At 69.5% G+C, this 16,133-nt stretch carries 13 protein-coding genes and 3 pseudogenes; 5 read left to right on the forward strand and 11 right to left on the reverse strand.

All coding sequences use genetic code 11. The features are described 5' to 3' along the window. Positions 1 to 100: 100 nt before the first annotated feature. From QR77_RS32675 to QR77_RS32725, 10 genes are all read right to left on the reverse strand, one after another. Positions 101 to 574 (reverse strand): hypothetical protein, encoded by a 474-nt coding sequence (locus QR77_RS32675; protein ID WP_040025662.1) that lies wholly within the window; start codon positions 572 to 574, stop codon positions 101 to 103. 817 nt (positions 575 to 1,391) lie between these two features. Then, positions 1,392 to 2,156: a hypothetical protein gene (locus QR77_RS32680; protein WP_040025663.1), complete on the reverse strand. Its 765-nt coding sequence runs from the start codon at positions 2,154 to 2,156 to the stop codon at positions 1,392 to 1,394. Between the two features lie 791 nt (positions 2,157 to 2,947). Then, on the reverse strand, positions 2,948 to 3,583 hold the full coding sequence (locus tag QR77_RS32690; RefSeq protein ID WP_040029036.1) for a hypothetical protein: 636 nt from the start codon (positions 3,581 to 3,583) through the stop codon (positions 2,948 to 2,950). A gap of 95 nt (positions 3,584 to 3,678) precedes the next feature. Then, entirely contained in the window at positions 3,679 to 5,184 is a 1,506-nt protein-coding gene (locus QR77_RS32695) for an ATP-binding protein (protein ID WP_040025664.1), read from the reverse strand. Positions 5,185 to 5,209: 25 nt separating this feature from the next. Further along, positions 5,210 to 5,662: a DUF6238 family protein gene (locus QR77_RS32700; RefSeq protein ID WP_040025665.1), complete on the reverse strand. Its 453-nt coding sequence runs from the start codon at positions 5,660 to 5,662 to the stop codon at positions 5,210 to 5,212. Positions 5,663 to 5,687: 25 nt separating this feature from the next. Further along, positions 5,688 to 7,154: an SCO6880 family protein gene (locus QR77_RS32705; RefSeq protein ID WP_040025666.1), complete on the reverse strand. Its 1,467-nt coding sequence runs from the start codon at positions 7,152 to 7,154 to the stop codon at positions 5,688 to 5,690. A gap of 133 nt (positions 7,155 to 7,287) precedes the next feature. Then, entirely contained in the window at positions 7,288 to 8,697 is a 1,410-nt protein-coding gene (locus tag QR77_RS32710) for an ATP-binding protein (protein ID WP_040025667.1), read from the reverse strand. Positions 8,698 to 8,725: 28 nt separating this feature from the next. Further along, complete coding sequence (locus QR77_RS32715; protein WP_040025668.1) at positions 8,726 to 9,406, reverse strand: hypothetical protein; 681 nt, start codon at positions 9,404 to 9,406, stop codon at positions 8,726 to 8,728. Continuing rightward, complete coding sequence (locus QR77_RS32720) at positions 9,406 to 9,714, reverse strand: DUF6112 family protein (protein WP_023421641.1); 309 nt, start codon at positions 9,712 to 9,714, stop codon at positions 9,406 to 9,408. Before QR77_RS32720 ends, QR77_RS32715 begins: the two co-directional genes overlap by 1 nt. Positions 9,715 to 9,802: 88 nt before the next feature. Continuing rightward, a complete protein-coding gene (locus QR77_RS32725) occupies positions 9,803 to 10,948 on the reverse strand; it encodes a C40 family peptidase (protein WP_040025669.1) in 1,146 nt (381 codons plus the stop codon). 580 nt (positions 10,949 to 11,528) lie between these two features. On the opposite strand from QR77_RS32725, the gene QR77_RS32730 reads away from it, so the two are divergent. Further along, complete coding sequence (locus QR77_RS32730) at positions 11,529 to 12,275, forward strand: site-specific DNA-methyltransferase (RefSeq protein WP_040025670.1); 747 nt, start codon at positions 11,529 to 11,531, stop codon at positions 12,273 to 12,275. A 335-nt stretch (positions 12,276 to 12,610) separates the two neighbouring features. Next, positions 12,611 to 13,788 (forward strand): annotated as a pseudogene (locus QR77_RS32735) (IS110 family transposase). Between the two features lie 8 nt (positions 13,789 to 13,796). Here QR77_RS32735 and QR77_RS50095 read toward each other — a convergent pair. Continuing rightward, positions 13,797 to 14,016 (reverse strand): annotated as a pseudogene (locus tag QR77_RS50095) (hypothetical protein); the annotation flags it as partial. A gap of 95 nt (positions 14,017 to 14,111) precedes the next feature. Between QR77_RS50095 and QR77_RS32740 the strand changes: the two are divergent. The 3 genes and pseudogenes from QR77_RS32740 to QR77_RS32750 all read left to right on the forward strand — a co-directional run. Next, positions 14,112 to 14,675, forward strand: a complete 564-nt coding sequence (locus QR77_RS32740) for a hypothetical protein (RefSeq protein WP_040025671.1) — start codon at positions 14,112 to 14,114, stop codon at positions 14,673 to 14,675. A 160-nt stretch (positions 14,676 to 14,835) separates the two neighbouring features. Further along, positions 14,836 to 15,261, forward strand: a complete 426-nt coding sequence (locus QR77_RS32745; protein ID WP_040025672.1) for a hypothetical protein — start codon at positions 14,836 to 14,838, stop codon at positions 15,259 to 15,261. Between the two features lie 368 nt (positions 15,262 to 15,629). Beyond that, positions 15,630 to 16,019, forward strand: a pseudogene (locus QR77_RS32750) (transposase); the annotation flags it as partial. Positions 16,020 to 16,133 lie beyond the last annotated feature (114 nt).

Genomic DNA, 16,133 nt, shown 5'->3' on the forward strand with positions numbered 1-16,133 from the left:
TCCCGTACCGGGCCGGCTTGGCGCGGGAGATGGCTGTCTTCCTCGCTGTGCAGGGAGGGACCTTACCGCTGGCTGCCCCGGCTGAGCGGGGAACTGGCTGTCAGGCGGCCGCTGCTTCGCTGAGTCGCCGTTGGACCTCCTCGATGAAGAACAGAGGCGCGGTCGCGCCTCGGTAGGGATGGGAGTAGTGGCAGTGGCCTGTCTCCTCATCAAACTGGAAGTACGCCGTCCACATTCCCCTACCGGAGTTGGATCGGATCTTTGCTTCCACGGTGAAGCCGCTCGTGGAGACGTTCATGATCTTCCCCACGCTTTCTGCGGCAGCGCGCACGATGGCGGCGAACTCAAGCTCCGCGGGTGTTGGAACCCTGGCATCGAGTGACTCGTCGGTCTCGACGTCCTCGGTGGCGTAGTTCTTCTGGGCGAGCTTGATGAGCAGGCCGCCGACTGCGACGACGGCCACGGCGCCGATGCCAAGGACGAGGAGGATCTTCTTCTTCTTGGACAGGGGCTTGGCGGTTTCGACGGAGGCGGTGTTTTCGCCGTCCTCGTCGGGGGTGCTCGAGTCGGGCACGGCGGCCTGCCTTTCCGGTTCAGAAGATCTGCCGCCAGACTAGTTGGCTCGGTTCTCGTATAGCTACGGCCAGGTGTCGTCTGCGGGTATCCAACGTCCTGGTCAGGGGCCAGGGCGTCCGTCGCGGCAAATGCCGGATTTACTGCGGCAGGGCCACTGCTGTGCTCATCGCGATCTGCGCGGGCTCTCCGGCCGCCGTAGCGAGGCGTACACATTTGCTGCGGCAGGACCGGAAGGACGGGGCAGACGTGACGATCGAACCGGTGACCGAGCTCGGGACTGGGGCGCGCTCCGCTTGCCGCGCGCCCGGGTGATGCCGCTGTCCGCTCTGCTGCGTCCGTCGGCCCGGCGGACTCGGCCGCCCGCGTGAGGGCTCTGCGAGCAGGTCGCGGTGGCATCCCGTTCTCAGGAATCGGGCTGCCACTCTCCATGAGCAGCCGACTGATCGGGTCCGGTGTGGTCCGCCACGGATATCCGCACTGAACGACGAGGTCCCGGCGGCGGCTGTTGAGCCGCTGTCGGGGCCTCTCGTCATGTCGTAGCCGTCCCCTGGCCGCTGCACGGACTGGGGCGAAGCGTCTCCGTTACGGAATGCTCGACCGAAGATATGGGTCGGGCGTCGATCAGGTCGCTGCTGGCTTCGGCGGCCTGCCCCGTCAACAGCTGCGGCGGGCACTCACCTTCGACATCGCGTTGGGAAGAATCGGGGCCGATCGGTTCATCGCAGGCACCAAGATCAGCCCGTTCCTCTACCCCCGTGAGACTGCACGGTGCGCACCGACAGCTGGTCCAAGGGCCTGAGATGGAAGGAGTTGGATCAGCGGTCGCGGGAGTACGCGATGCGGGGGTCAACCGGCCGCACCGCCGGTGTGGTGACGGCGGCGGCGGGGACCGGCGCCCTGCCCGGGATACCGGCACGGGCCGGGCTGGCGGCGAGCGCGGCGGCGCTCAACGGAGACGCGCGAGCGGGACCATGGCCGCGCTCACGGCCGACGGCCGGCGTGGCAGCAGGGCGGGGCCGAGCCGTCACCTCTTGAGCGAGGCGGGGCTGCACTGCGACCTGGAGCCCCGAACGGTGCAGGGCCACCGTGGCGTCGGCGACTTTCCCCAGCGCCTCGACGCGATCGGTGGTCGCGGGGAGCGTGTAGATGTCCAGGCTCGAGTTGTGCCGCCAGCCGTCCTCCACCAGCGCGAGCCCGCTGAGGCCGGAGACACGGTCGTCGAGGGCTGCGACGATGCCGAGCTGCGGGTGATCGGCGAAGGCGACGTCTGGTTCACCGAGCGGACCGCGGTCGCGTACCTGTGCCGTGTCGGGCGCCAGGGCAGGGTCAAGTGCGACGTCCACATCGACCTGGTAGCCGGCCTTGCGCAGCAGCTCGATGGCCCGGCTCGTACGGCCGTGTCCGTCACGGTTCTGGTCGGCCAGCGCGTACAACGTCGGCTGGTCGGGGACGGGATGGAAGTCGAATCCCTTGAGCATCCAGGTGCTGGCCGCGAGGTTCTTCGGGTTCGCGGCGACGATGCCGTGGACGGGGTGGTGGCCGAAGGCCAGGTCGGGCAGCACGTCGTAGTGGCTGGGCATGGCAGATCCATCCGAGGCGGGTGCGGTTACAGGTGCGGGCGACGGGCGGATCAGTTCTGAGGGTGCCGTGCACGGAGGACTCCTGGATCGCGGTCGGTTAGAGCCGGGGGGCGGATGAGGAACTGGCCGACGGCGGCGCGGCCCGCGCGGAAGACTCCGGCGGCGGACCAGTCGGGAGCACGCGCTGGCCGACCGACGGCGAAGAGGCGAGAGCGACACTCGCCCGGGATGGAGCGGAGTCGGGCGGGAGCACGGTGGCGGCGCGCGCCTTGCTGGCACGTTCCTGCTCCTGGCGTGGTGGTACGCCAAGCTGGTCCAGGCGGGCGTCGACAGCGGAGAGGAGATCCGGCACGCTGCCGCCGTGGCGCGCATGCGGACCGTCCGGCTCGGAGTCGTAGATCACCTCGTAGACGGCAGGCTCGGCGGACCGGTGGCGGGTGACCATCCAGCTTTCCGGGGACTCGGGGGTGCTCGGAGGGCAGCTCCTGCGGCGGCGAGATGATCAGCGAACTGCCGTCGGGAAGCTCGGCATGGACGATGTAGTCGCTGAGGCCGTACTCGACGGTGCCCTCCAGGCCGCGCTGCCCGAGCGCGGAACAGAGGGCGGCCTGAAGACGACGCGGATCGGACGCGGCGGTCGAGGGCGGGGTTTCGTGGTGCATGGAGTTCTCCGTTGCGAACGCCCCGCCGCACGGCGGGAGCCGACGTGGCGTGGGGCTTGAAGGAGTGCGGTGGTCCATGAGGATCCGGTGATCGGGCAGTTTGGCGCTGCCGTGACTGAGTGCTAGGGATCACCGCGAGCGACCGGGAGCCGGCGGATGCGATGCCGGCGGGACCTGGGGCGAAGCAGGTGATACCCCAGGGGTGTTGTGCGTCGAGCGGGTCAGGGCGACGCGAGCCCGCTCGGTCTGCGCCGGCCGTTCGGTGTCCGCTCGGTGAGCTAGATATTCACCGACGCGCACCAACGCCGGTCCCTTGGAACCGAGTTCGTGTGAGCAGTGCCAGCCTTCGGTGTTGCGGTGCTCCTCGGCACGCTCCTGGTAGAGGTGGAGCACGCTCGGCTGCGAACCGTCCATAAGCGCCATGACGTCGGCCCATTCGTGCCGCAGCTCCTTCGCCCGGAACAGGATGGCGTCGATCCCGCGTATCCGACGGAGGTCGTCACTGATCGGCCCCTCGACGTAGTCGGGGCCGTCGGCGGCGGCGCGGACCCCGGCCAGCACCTCGGGTCCGTGGTCGAGGAACACCTCGGCGTGCTTCCAGGCTTCGGCGTCTCGCTTGACCTTCCCGTCCCCGTAGACCTTGTCGTCCAGCGGCCAGCCGTCTGCGTCGCAGAGGGAGTCCGAGACCGCGTCCCAGGCGTCGCACGCCTCGTTGATGCTCGCGGCGGCCGTGGCCAGTGCGGGGAGGTGTCGTCGCCACGCCAAGGGGTCGGTGGCCTGCGGCAACTGGTTATCACCGGAGGAAGGAGGAGTGGAAGAAGCGGACATGATCGATCCCTTTTGCTGTGCCGGTCGTTGGGCTAGGCCGCCATGCGGGCGTCTGTGTCGAACAGCTCCCGCTCGGCCGGGTGGAGGATGTGCTGGGTGATGAAGGAGCGGCCGGCGACCTTCCACAGACCTCGGCCCTTGGTCAGGGCGGAGACCGCCTGGGTCTCGACGCCGGTCAGGCCGAGCAGAGATGCAGCGGCGGCGAGCTGGTCGGGCTCCTGGCGGTAGATGATCCGGGTGGAGCAGTCGGCCAGCAGGCCCTCGGCCAGAACTCGGCCGCGCGAGCCGGCATCGCCCGCCGAGAGCAAATCGCTCAGGCGGTGGATCACCATCAGGTTCGCGATGCCCAGCCCTCGGGAGAGCTTCCACTGGCTCTGCATCCGCTCCAGCAGCCCGACGTGCCGCATCAGCCGCCACGCCTCGTCGTAGATCACCCAGCGCCGACCGCCATCGGGATCACTGAGGGCTGATTCCATCCAGGCGCTCGCGCACGTCATCGCGAGCACCAGTGCCGTGTCGTCACCGGAGCCGCCGAGACGGGAGAGGTCGATGGACAGCATCGGTGTGGTCGGGTCGAACGACACGGTGCTCGGCGCGTCGAACATGCCGCTCAAATCGCCGTGCACGAGGCGTCGCAGGGCGTGGGCGAGGTCCTGGGCGGCTGAACCGAGGTGCCCCGCCTGGTGGCCGAGGGCCTGGTCGAGGCGTTCGGGGGAGCCGAGTACGTGGGCGATCTCGCCGAGCAGCGGCACCGTGCCCCGGGCGGCGGCGTCAGCGACGACCAGATCCAGGGCCAGGTCGAGGGCGGTGTGCTCCATCGGCAGCAGGTCGCGCTTCAGCACGGTGCGGGCGAGGCTGGCCAGCAGCAGCAGACGGCGCTTGCGAACCTCCGTAAACCAGTCCTCCTCGCTCACGGAGGCGGGGCGGGCCGGGGCGTCCAGCGGGTTCAACCGTCCAGGGAGCCCCGGGCCCAGGGCGATGCTGTAGCCGCCGAGGGCCTGCGAGACACCGGTCCACTCCCCCTTGGGATCGCAGGGGACGTAGATCCGGTAGCCGTGGGCGATTGACCGGGTGGCGATCGACTTCGCCAGCGCTGACTTGCCCATGCCGATGATCCCGGCCAGGACCGCGTTGGGGTTGGTGAAGCCCTCCACCCTGCCGCTGTTGTAGAGCGAGAACGGGTCGAAGCAGAAGGCCGCCTCCGCGTGCACATCGCGGCCGATGAACACGCCTTCGGCGCCCAGGCCGCCCTCGGCCACGAACGGGTACGCGCCGCTGGCTGTGGCGGTGGTCATCCGGTGGGCGGGCAGGGCGAGCTTGCTGCCGCGGGCGGAGGCCGGACCGGGGCGACCGGCGAGCGGGTAGGTGGGCCGCAGATCCGGGTCGAGGGTCTGCTCGGCGCGGAGCTTGGGCGGGGCTCCGGCGAGGCGTGCCTGGCGGCGGGCTTCGGTGAAACCGGCTCGGGCGGCCCGCTGCTCGGCGCATGTCGTCTTACGGGGCACGAACAGAGGGGAGGCGCTGGCGCGGGTACGGGGCATGACGTTTCTCCAGGTGAGGGGTGAATCAGCGGCGGACGAGGCCGGTGAACGGGGCGTGCAGGTCGGCCGGGGTAGTGCGCCGCCGCACGAGATGCGCGGTGCGCTGGTGGCGCTGGCAGATGGTCAGGCCCGGCGCTCCCTCCGGAAGGCCGGCCTGGCACACCTCCGGTGCGGGGATCTCGCCGGAGTCCGGCCGGGGCGCCGCGTGGTAGGCGGCGTGGAGGTGCTCGGCGGCCTGCCAGATGCGGGTGCGGGCGGTACGGAGCTGGTCGCCCTCGACCGCGACGAGCTGCCCGGTGCGACCGGCGTGGGCGTCGAGCAGCCCGTACAGCGAGACGAGGTGGGCGTGCAGGGCGTCCAGCTCGGCCCGGGTGGTGACCAGCGGGCCGCCCGGGATGTTGAGTGCCCGGTGGAAGTCGAGCGCGGCGGTGGCGAAGGGCACGAAGTCCTGCGCGGTCGGGCTGGCGGTGCGGGACATGAGGGTGCTCTTTCGAAGGGAAGGGTCAGGCAGCAAGCGCGAGCGGCAGGGCGGCGGCGGTGAACGCCTCGGCCTGCTGCCAGGTCAGCGGCCGGAGATCGAGCTGGGCGCCGACAGCGGCGGTCTCCACGACGGCGCAGGCGGTGCGCAGCTCGTCCTCGGTGTCGGCCGAGACGGTCAGCAGACCGGTCAGGGCGACGTCGGCGTGCCCGGCGATGAGCTGGCGTTCGCGGGACTTGATGTCCTGGTACTCGATCGAGTCCGCCTCGGAGTCGACCTGACCGCGCCGGGCCCGTTCGGCGGCGTCGGCGATCACGCTGGACTTCTTGCGCTGCACGTCGCGCAGGGCGGCGTCGAGGTTCTTCGGCTCGTAGGAGAGCGACAGCGTGCGCCGGACGCCGCCGGTGAACAGGAGCTGGTGCAGGAAGCCGGCGCTGGTCTCGGTGCGCGGCCAGTTCTCCACCCAGTAGGTGGCGTGCACGGCGGAGTCGGTGGCGATGTGGTCCGCCTTCTCGACGACCACGACGGGGCCGGCGGCGGCGGGCTCGGCCTCGGGGCGACCGGCCGTGGACCAGCGGTCGAGTGTCGCCAGCGCCTTCGGGTCGTAGGAGGTGCGCACCACGGCGGCGATCTCGCGGGCGGTGAGCCAGCCCGTCGGGGTGAGACCGGCGGTCCGCGCCGCCTGGTCGAACGTGGAGGTGAGCTGGGCGAGGACGCTGAAGGCACCGGTGAGACCGCCGCCGGCCTGGTTGATCAGCCGACGGGCCGCCTTGGTGTCCAGGCACACCGCGACGTACGCCTCGTGCGGGGCGGCTGCGGGGCCGGCGCTCTGGATCAGCTCGTTGTAGATCGCCCCGGCCATCGGGGTGTCGGGTCGGCCGTGCTCTTCCCAGTAGCGGCGCAGCGCGTCGCCGGAGTCGGGGATGGTGCGCTCGATCACCTGGATGCGGGCGATCTGCCCGGTGCGGGCGAGGGCTGCCAGCGCGCGTCCCCAGCCGCCGACGTTGGCCTGCTGGGTGCCGGGGTCGAGCAGGGCGTAGGCGCGGGAGGAGACCTTGACCACCGCGGTCAGCGTCCCGGTGTGCGGGTTGTGGACGGCGCCGTACTTGCCGTCGGGAGCAGTGGTCACGCGCAGGCTGGCAGCGGTGCCGGGAAGGTGGAGCAGTCCCTCGCGGGTCGGCCGGCGGGAGGGCCGGGTGAGCCAGACGAGCTGGCCTCGCATGCGGCGCAGCGCGTACCGGACGACGATCGGGGTCCAGTCCGCCAGAGCACGGCCTCGGTGGCGGACGAAGACGAGCAGGGCGATCACGGCCCACAGCGGTATGAGCTGGAGGGCGCCGACCACACCGCGGGCGAGGATCACGGCGAGAAGGAGAAGGCCGGTGAGCCCGGCGACGACCAACTGCGGGACGGACAGGCCGAGCAGGACGCCGCGCCTGCTGCGGTGCGGGAACTTCACGGTGGGCGTGGAGGACTGGTGCTTGCCGGACATGGTGGTTCCAGACGGTGGGAGCGGGCGGAGGACGGGGCGCGCGGCGCTCTTCTGGACGTCATGGCGAGACCTTCCTGCTGGTGGGGGGGCGGGGGCGGGCCGTGGAGTGCGGCCCGCCCCCGGGGGATGTGGGTCAGGAACCCGACGGCGGCTGGGTGGGATACACCCAGTTCGTCGGCGTCGCGGAGCCGGTGGCCGATGGCCCGGACGCGGACGCCGGAGTGCCCGAGGTCGAAGGTCCGGGGTCGGCTGGCGGCATGGAGGTCATGTCGCCGCCCGGAGCCGATGCGCCTGCTAGGTGACCGGAGCCGCCCGCCACGCCTTGGACAGCCGAATCGGACCCTTCCGGTTCGTCCTCGCCAGGACGTGTGATCAGTGGCGGGATCCCGGGGCGCTGGATCAGAGCCCGGCCCTTGTCGCCGCTCGCGTCCGGGTCTTCGCCGTACCGGAAGCGGGTCTGCTGCTTGGGCGGCCCGGCGTCGATGCCCTCCTTGCTGAGGTTGCCGCCGGAGGGGTTGATGCCGGAGGCGACGCCATCGGTCCCCGCACCGGGGACCTGGTTCGGACCCTGCGGAGCGGGGGTGCCGGTGCTGGCCCGCATCGCGAGGCTGCCCGCGGTCTTCGCTGCTCCAGCAGCGACTGCCATACCGGCGACGCCGGTACGGTGCATGTCGTCGTGGCCGCCGCCGTCGCTGGCCCAGTGGACGAACTTGTACGTCGCGTAGGGGCAGAGCAACACCAGGACCATCACGACGATGCCGGCCATCGCGTCGGACAGGGCCGCCATTCCGTCGCTGGCGTCGGTCTTGCCCATGGCGGAGACGCCGATCAGGAAGACCACGGTCATCAACAGCTTGGAGACGATGAGGGTGCCGGTGGCCTCGATCCAGCCGCGCCGCCACCGTTTGGCGACTTCCCAGCCGCCGCCCGCCCCGGCGAACACCGCGAGCGCGACCATGATCAGGACGCCGACCTTGCGGGCCACCATCACGCCCCAGTAGAGGAAGGCACCGATCGCGCACCCGAAGGCCACCAGCGCGGGCACACCCCAGCCGAGGCCGTACATGGCCCCCATCTGATCGACCTTGATCACACGGCGGATCGCGTCGTCGATCGAGGTGTTGGCGGCTTTGAAGAGGCCGTCGGACAGCGCGTTGACCACAGTGATGGCGACGGTGGTGAAGGCGATGGCGGAGAAGCTGAACAGAACTCCGGTCATGGTGCCGAACGCCGCTTTGGCGAGTGCGCGTTCGTCTCGGCGCCAGGCCGCGGTCATGAGCTGGATGCAGAAGATGCCGACGGTCAGAGCGAGGCCGATGGGCAGCAGCAGCTCGTAGTTGTCACGGAACCATCCGGCGTTGAGGTCGATGGCCGTTGTCTTGTTGACGGCCTTGGCGGCCAGGTCGGCCGCGCTGGACGCCAGCTCGCCCGCCGACTTCGCGATCCACGCGCCGAGGCCGTCCGTGACGGTGCCAGCGGGGTTGGTGGCGAAGTCGACAGCGCCGCACACCTTGTCCATCAGCGGGAAGTCGCAGACTCCCATGGGTCGTACCTCCGTTCTGGGGCGAGGGTCAGGGCGCGACGGACGGCATGACGCCGACCAGGGCGCAGGGGTGGTTGGGCCGGCACTGGACCGCGAGGGTGGCGGAACGGCTCTCCGCGCCGCCGGCGGACGCGCCCTTCCAGCGAATCGACTGCTTGCCGGAGACCGTGACGGCGTAGACGTACGCCTGGGTGATCGCCCCGGGGTCGTCCTGGAGGGCCTGGGTGAAGGCGTGCGGGAAGTGCCCCTCGTTGACCTTGGCGGTGGCGACCTGCTTGTTGGCCGCCATCTCCTTCCACAGCACGGCCGAGGGGACCACCTGGTCGACGGAGGCCGGATCCGCGTACTTCGACTCCGTGGTCACCCAGCCACGCAGCGCCTTGCGCAGCTCGGGCTGCGAGTACGCGCGGGTGTCGTACGACCACAGCGCTGCGGCGGCGGCCTTCCCGTACGTGATCGGGTCGTGGGTTTTCGGTGGAACAGGCAGAGCGCGGGGCCGGGTATGAGGCCCGGACGGTGGCGCAGACGACGTGGACGCCGTGGGCGAACTCGGCGGTGGCGCCGCAGTATCGGAGGGGCTTCGGCCCTCGCGGGTGAGGTAGGCGGCCAGGCCGGCGAGGGCGACGAGCACCGCCAGGACGGCAGTGCCGAGCAGCGCCGGGCGGCGCACGCGAGATGCGCCGCCGGGGTGGGTGGAGTGCTGAGCCATCAGTGGACCTGCGTCCCGAGCGTCGAGAAGAACGCCACCACGCCGTTGGCCGCACCGAGAAGAAGGGCCGCGCCCGCGCTGACCAGCACGCCCTTCTTCCCGTTCGCTTCGGCCTGGTGACCACCGGAGTGGTGGCCCCAGGCCCACACGCCCGCACTGACGGCGAGGGCTCCGACCACGGCGATGAGCCCGAAGAGGTTGATCGAGCCCATCACCTGCTTGAGGACGTTGAGGCCAGGGAGCCCGCCCTCGTTCGGCTTGATTCCGGGGTCGTAGGCGAGCTGTATGACCTGGTCAGCGAGATACATGGGAACTCCAGTTCGAGTGAGCGCACGCCAGGGCCCGGCGGGGTGAACCAGCGGTGTGAGGGGAGGTGGGGAGGGGGAGGAGCGCCGGTCAGACGACTCGGCGGGCCGCGAGAATCCGCGATTTCCAGGACGCGACGGTGGTGATCCGTACGACGTCACCGGTGTGCGGGGCGTGGACGATCAGGCCCTGCCCGATCGCCATCCCGACGTGCTCCGGTACGGCGGCCGTTCCCTCGGTGAAGAGGAGGTCGCCCGGCTTGAGGGCATCGACCGAGACGGCCTTGCCGTCCTTGACCTGCGTGTACGTGGTCCGCGTCAGGGTGACCCCGGCGGCTTTGTACGCGCCCTGCATCAGGGAGGAGCAGTCGCAGCGGCCCATCGGGTTCTTGCCGTGGGAGTCGGTGCACGTGCCGCCCCACTGATACGGCGTGCCGAGCTGGCCGAGCGCCCACCGGATGGCCGTCTGCACCTTCGGCGGCGCGGAGGCTGGAATCTTGTACTCGTCCGGCAACGCGCCCGCCAGGATAGTGCCGAAGTCCGTCCCGTCACCGTCCGCCGAACAACCCCCCGCGGAATCGGGAGAGGGGCTGCCGGCATCGGCAGAACCGGACGGCGACGGGCTCGGCGATGCACCGCCGGCCTCCCGCAGCAGGGGCTCGATGGCCTTCTGCAGGGCGGTGGCCAGCGGCTCCCACTTGGCGTACGCCTCCGGGAAGCCCGACTTCTGCACCGCCTGGGCGGCCTGGGTGACAGACAGGGACTGCCAGCCGGAGACCTTCTTGAGGCCCTCGTAGAACTTCGTCGAGGCGTGCACCGGGTCGAGGATCTGGCTGGCCGTGCCCCAGCCCATCGACGGCCGCTGCTGGAAGAGACCCAGCGAATCGCGGTCGCCGTAGGTCAGGTTGCGCAGGCCGCTCTCCTGCAGCGCGGTCGCCAGGGCGACGACCTGCCCTCGGGCGGGGATGTTCATCGCGACGCCCGTGGCCTGGATCGTCTTGGCGTTGGGCACCTGGTCGGCAGGCGCGTCCAGGCCCGGCACGGAGACCGAGCCCTTATCGCCGCCGTCCAGAATGGCCTTCACCTGTTTGGCGACGGCGGAGGTGTCCACACCCTGTGCACCGCCGGTCGAGCACGAGGCCGAGGCGGTCCCGGCACCGATGCCGAGGATCGGCAGTGCCAGCAGGAGTGGTCCGGTGGCGCACAGACCGACGAGCGCTCCTGTCGTCTTCTTCACGGCCGCCGCCGTTCAGCGCGACGGCGATGCGGACCAGGCGACGGAGGTGGGTCGGGGCGCGGGTGTGTCAGGGCATGCTGCATCGCAGCGGCTCCTCGGTGTTCGTAGGAGGCGCGGTGCTGACTTCTCGTGCAAAGCCGTCGGCACCGCGCCGATGTGCATCCGCCTCTCGGCGGGCCCGGGTCAGAGGAGTTGGTAGCTCCAGGACGCCGGTTTCAGGTCACGCGCGGCAGCCAGCCGCGCTCGTAATCTCAGGCAGGGCACAGGGGCCTCCTCACGGCGCTCGCGGGCTGATGGGCAACATGCCTCCGACGCTGCTCGATTGGACGAGACGGCACGGATAAGCACAGCTCAACGGGGGTGGAGCAACGCTCCTTCCCGGTGGCACGGCGAGACAGTAGACCGGGATTCCGGCCGCGCCAAACGACTGCCATCCAGGGGCCCGAAGCAGGGAGCCACCTCGTTAGGCGCGGCCGGAATTCGCCGTTAACCTCCGCTGCAACCTCGCGCCGGATGCACGCCGTTGAGCGCTGTCCGGAGCGGGTCCAGACTCCGCCGTGCCCGAAGAGAGGCCCTCCCCATGAGCTACACGCTGCACCGAGGCGATGCCCTGACCGCCCTGAAGTCACTCCCGGACGAGAGCGTCCAGGCGGTGATCACTGACCCGCCGTACAACTCCGGGGGCCGTACCAGCTCCGATCGAACCGGCCGCACCGCACGTGCCAAGTACGTCACGAGCAACTCGGCGCACGACCTCGCCAACTTCCCGGGAGAGAACCGCGACCAGCGCTCCTACCGCTCCTGGCTCACCGAACTGCTCACCGAGGCGTACCGGGCCTCGACCGAGCACGCGGTCGCGATGGTCTTCACCGACTGGCGACAGGAGCCGACTACCTCCGACGCACTGCAGATGGCGGGGTGGACCTGGAGCGGCACGATTCCGTGGATCAAGCCGTCCAGCCGGCCCCGCAAGGGCGGACCGAAGCAGGACGCGGAGTTCATCGTCTGGGGCGTCAAGGGCTCCCTCGACAACACCCGCGACCTCTACCTGCCGGGCCACTACATCGCCTCCCAGCCCCGCAAGGGCCGGGTTCACATCACCCAGAAGCCAGTCGAGGTCATGCAGCAGCTCGTCCAGGTCTGCCCCGAGGGCGGCACCGTCCTCGACCCGTTCACCGGCAGCGGCTCCACGGGCGTTGCGGCCCTGCGCGAGGGACGCCGCTTCATGGGCGTCGAGCTGTCCGCGCACTACGCCGACGTCGCCGAGGAGCGGCTGCGAGCCGAACTGACGAAGGACAACTTCGAGCTGGCCGGACCGGAGGCATGAGCGTGAGAACGGAGAGAGCCCGGGGCCGACGGGCCGCAGACGCCAAAGGGCGGCTGGCGCATCGAATAACCGATGCGCCAGCCGCCCTTCTCGTTGCGTCAGGCCGCTCTACCTTCTTGACCGGGCTGATCGAGCCATTCGTAGGGTTGGGTCACCCAAGGGCGCTGGGTGTGGCTTTCAGGCCGCTGCCGTCTCGTGGCAATCGAGGCTTTGCCGCTCAGCGCCCCACGACGACTCGGCCGCCGATTAGGAAGTGCGAACAAGTCGCTGTGTAGAGCAATGCCGGCAAGGTCGTCCGTGGCACGAAGAGTACGAACACGCACGTCAGGAGTGCGATAAGCCGGATATGGGCGGGGATCGACGTCGGCAAGGGCCACCATCACGGCCTTGCCCTGGACGCGGACGGCAAGACACTGCTGTCGCGGCGGGTCGCCAATGACGAACCCGAGCTGCTGAAGCTGGTCGGGGATGTCCTGGACCTGGCCGACGGGGCGTGAGGTCACCTGGGCGACCGATATGACCAGTGGGGAACCCGTGTTGCTGCTGGCCTTGCTGGTCAGCCACGGCCAAGAGGTCCTTTACATGCCCGGCCGGCTGGTGAACCGGGCGTCCGACGGCTACCGCGGCGAGGGCAAGACGGACGCCCGCGATGCCTACGTGATCGCCGACCAGGCCCGGGTGCGCCGCGACCTGCGGCCCACCCGGCCCGGTGACGAGGCAGCCATCGAGCTGAAGCTGCTGACCGGGCGCCGGTCTGACCTGGTCGAGGACCGCACCCGCGTCGTGAACCGCCTGCGCGGCACTTTGCTGAGCATGTTCCCGGCCCTGGAGCGGGCCTTGGACGTGACTAACGCCGGCCCCCTCAAGCTGCTGACGGGCTACCAGACCCCGGCTGTGATCCGCCGGGCCGGCGTCGCCCGGCTGACAAAGTGGCTGGCCAACCGCAAGGTCCGCAGTGCCAAGGACCTGGCCGAAGTGGCGGTCGAGGCCGCCGCGCGCCAGCACACCGCCGTGCCTGGGGAGAAGACCATCGCGAAGCTGGTCCATACGCTGGCTGAGGAGGTGATGGCCCTCAACGCGCATACTTCCGAGTTGGACAAGCTCATCGAGGGCCGGTTTCGCGAGCACGAACTCGCCGACATCGGTGCGACTCTCGGTGCCGAGTTCCTCGCCGCCGTCGGCGGCGACCTGGACGAGTTCGACTCGCCGGATGCCTTGGCGGCCTTCGCCGGCGTCGCCCCAGCTCCTCGCGACTCGGGCAAGGTCAGCGGCAACCTCCACCGGCCGGTCACCTACCACCGCAGACTCCAGCGCGTCTTTTACACCTCCGCGCTCGTCAGCGTCCGCTACGACCCGAACTCACGGCAGTTCTACGACCGAAACGCGCGCGGAAGGGAAGAGGCACGTCCAGGCCGTGCTCGCCCTCGCCCGCCGACGTGTCAACGTCATCTGGGCCCTGATCCGCGACCGACGGTGCTACGAAGTGACACCGCCGATGGCTACGGCCGCTTGACGACAGCATTAGGAAGCCTCGAACGCCCGCCGGATGAGCGACGCCGCCTTCTCCAGGCCGGCTGTCGAGACAAGGCGCACCTCCAGGCACGCCCCCGGTCCCTAGGTGGCCGAGGCCGCGCATATCACGGGTGCCCCCCTCCAGCTCGACCGTGTCCGGATCGAGTCTGAGGTAGACCAGGATTGCCCCGTGCTTCGGGCGGAAGATCACCGACGCCACATTCACCAGCCACGGTCCGTAGTGTCCAAGCCGGAGGCCCACGGCCGTCCCGATGCGCCGGACGGCCCGCGCGCGGGAGCCGCCCACGCATAGAGTGTGCCGTTGTGCCAATTCCTAAAATTTGTCCAAGCTGCGGCGAGACTGATGGCTCCTGCATCACGCTTACGCCGCTGCTCGATCGGCTCGAGGCTGTCGTCGGATGCTTCGCTCATCTCTGGTTCGATGTCCGCAACCGTGAGCCGTACGCGAGCCGGGAGGAGTGGCTCGCCGCCCTCGACGAGTTTGCTCCCACGGCGGGCGGCGAGCCGGTGAAGGCAACCGGGACTCTGCGAACACTGGAGCTGCGGGAGACCGGGCGAACCATGGAGATGCCCGATGGGCCCATGGAGTACCCCGGCGGCGAGCACTTCGCCCTCGACATCCACGAGTACATCGGGCCTGTAGCCATCTGCCAGGACTGTATGCAGCCCCTTGGTAAACATGTCTTCGCTGCCGGAGCGGGCTACTGCTGGCAGCACTTCTCCCAGCAGTGCAACCTGATCGATTGCCCGAACCTCCACGAGTTCCCGAGTGACGCCGACGTGCTCAAGATCGAGCCGAGCGGTCAGGCGTGGGTGACCATCAAGGACCGGTACCCGTTGATCCCCATCGACGACGAGGAGGAGTAGGCGCACGGCCTGAGGCCCGATTCAGCCCCTGCGTATCTCGGTCGTGCGGACGCCCGTTGTGGCCGCAGGCGCCGTCCGGTCGCGTCTAGAAGATCGCACCATGTGCTGTCGAGTTACGAGCTAGCATTCGAACACCCTCCAGTCGACAGGAGCGTTCCGCATGGGTGCAGCAAGGTACGTCCTGCCGGGGCTGGTGCTCTTGGGTCTGGCGGTGACGGGGTGTGCGTCGAGTGATCAGTCGCAGTCTTCGGCAGACGCCTCCGAGCGTCCGTGCACTTCCTCTCTGTGCAAGTCGTACGAAGCAGGTTTCGCGGTCGGCGACAAGGCGCTTACATCCCGCGAAGAGGTCGGCCTCTCCCCAGACCAACAGGACAGCCTGCCGCAGAGCGACGGGTCTGCCCAAGGAGCCATCAAGGCGGATATGGCCGTGGCCGACATCCTGTGTGATCGGAAGGCCGACGACTACATGGACACCAATCTGGCTGCTGACACCCCCGAGCATCGAGAAGCATTCGCCACCGGCTGCATGGATGGAGCGACGCCGCTCCTCAGTGGCAAGCCGAACCGGTACCTGTACGACGACTAGAAGATCACTGAAAGTCTCGGGTTTCTGGCCCCGCGGATGGTGACGTGGGGCCAGACTGCTGTGTGTGCAGGGGGAATAGGTCGGGGCGAACGTCGGGCCGGATGTGTGGGAGAGCTGCCGGGAACTGATTCCGGGTGGGGAGTGTGTTCGCGTTCCTGGCCGAGTACCGTGAGCGGTCGCTGCCGCCAGAGATGTTCGCCGCCGGTCTCGGGCAGGCCGCCTGAACCACTCGGTCCATTCGAAAGGAAGAGTGGCACCGGTTCCGGTCGGCTCGGCGACTTTGCCGTGTCGACGACCATTTCGGAGGCATCGCCTGCATGACTGCGGGCGGGGCCGACCAAACCACTGTCAGACGTGCCCGTTAGGGCCCACGTCACGCCAGCCGCCTCCTGCTCACCGCCCCCGAGAACCTGCGCCCGACGGAGACGGCCCTGCTGGAGAAGATCGCCGCGGCCTGCCCGGAGATGACCGCACTCGCCGATCTTGTGCGCGGCTTCGCCACCCTGCTGAAGCCTGCCAAGGACAACGACGTGAAGCTCACCGAGTGGATCACAGCAGCCCGTGCCGTCGACCTGCCCCACCTGTGCAGTTTCACCACCGGCCTCGAGATCGACCGTGCAGCCGTCGATGCCGGCCTCACCACCCCGCACTACAACGGCCGCACCGAAGGCGTCAACACACGGACCAAGAGGACCATGAGACAGATCCACAGACGCGCCGGATTCGCCCTCCTCCGCCACCGCATCCTCCTCCAGTGATCACCACAGAATGCAACCACCGATTACGGGACAGAGCCAAGAAAAAGACACCCCCGCATCACGCGATGCAGAGCCCTGTAGGACAGTCATGAGGCACAACCTTTGCGCCTCCCG

Origin of the sequence: Streptomyces sp. 150FB, assembly GCF_000818195.1 — a bacterium.
Taxonomy (GTDB): domain Bacteria; phylum Actinomycetota; class Actinomycetes; order Streptomycetales; family Streptomycetaceae; genus Streptomyces.

Coding starts and splice junctions, on each gene's coding strand:
- QR77_RS32680 (WP_040025663.1), bottom strand. CDS start 2,156: ATGCCCAGCCACTACGACGTGCTGCCCGACCTGGCCTTCGGCCACCAC.
- QR77_RS32695 (WP_040025664.1), bottom strand. CDS start 5,184: ATGCCCCGTACCCGCGCCAGCGCCTCCCCTCTGTTCGTGCCCCGTAAG.
- QR77_RS32700 (WP_040025665.1), bottom strand. CDS start 5,662: ATGTCCCGCACCGCCAGCCCGACCGCGCAGGACTTCGTGCCCTTCGCC.
- QR77_RS32705 (WP_040025666.1), bottom strand. CDS start 7,154: ATGTCCGGCAAGCACCAGTCCTCCACGCCCACCGTGAAGTTCCCGCAC.
- QR77_RS32710 (WP_040025667.1), bottom strand. CDS start 8,697: ATGGGAGTCTGCGACTTCCCGCTGATGGACAAGGTGTGCGGCGCTGTC.
- QR77_RS32715 (WP_040025668.1), bottom strand. CDS start 9,406: ATGGCTCAGCACTCCACCCACCCCGGCGGCGCATCTCGCGTGCGCCGC.
- QR77_RS32720 (WP_023421641.1), bottom strand. CDS start 9,714: ATGTATCTCGCTGACCAGGTCATACAGCTCGCCTACGACCCCGGAATC.
- QR77_RS32730 (WP_040025670.1), top strand. CDS start 11,529: ATGAGCTACACGCTGCACCGAGGCGATGCCCTGACCGCCCTGAAGTCA.
- QR77_RS32745 (WP_040025672.1), top strand. CDS start 14,836: ATGGGTGCAGCAAGGTACGTCCTGCCGGGGCTGGTGCTCTTGGGTCTG.